1 protein-coding gene is annotated in these 523 nt (G+C 66.7%); it reads right to left on the bottom strand.

Going from position 1 to position 523, the window contains the following annotated elements:
- Window positions 1–15: 15 nt before the first annotated feature.
- Window positions 16–523, bottom strand: a 508-nt coding sequence (locus AC1DQC_RS20270) for a hypothetical protein (protein ID WP_477053018.1), incomplete at its 5' end; no start/stop codon positions are given.

Genomic DNA, 523 nt, shown 5'->3' with positions numbered 1-523 from the left:
CGCCCCCACCGTGTGTCACGGTCGAATCCAGGCCGATCCGTCCCAGTAGCGGTCGAACTTGTCGGCGTGCTCTCGTAGGTACGCCTGCACTGCCGGGTCGGTGGGGCATCCGCGTAGCGCGCTGTATGACTTGACTTCGAGGATGGTCTCGCCCGGCTTGAGGACCGGCGTTTCCTTGCGGGTCACCCGCCGCAGCTCCGCGGCGAGCTGGTGTTCTTCGATCAGCGCATCGACCGAGGCGTACTCGGGTTCGCCCCAGGACTCCTCGGTGTGAAGGCGGTCGTAGTCCGCGACCCACTTCTGCCACGCGTCACGGTGTTCTGTCGCCTTCTCCGCCCAGTGCAGCACCGGCACCCCGCCGCATCCGTCGTGCTGGATCGATGCGACCTTCTTGCCGTTGCGGCGCAGGCTCGCGACGTACGCCTCGCCGTCGTAGGTTCGGTGGCTCTTGAAGGAGGCGATCGACCAGTCCGCGTCGGGGATTCGGCGTTCGGTGGCGGGGAGTGTCGCAGTTGTCATGGGA

Source organism: Cellulomonas sp. P4_H12, assembly GCF_056400905.1.
The sequence above is the reverse complement of the archived record's forward strand: the minus strand, read 5'-3'. Positions and strand labels throughout refer to the sequence as shown.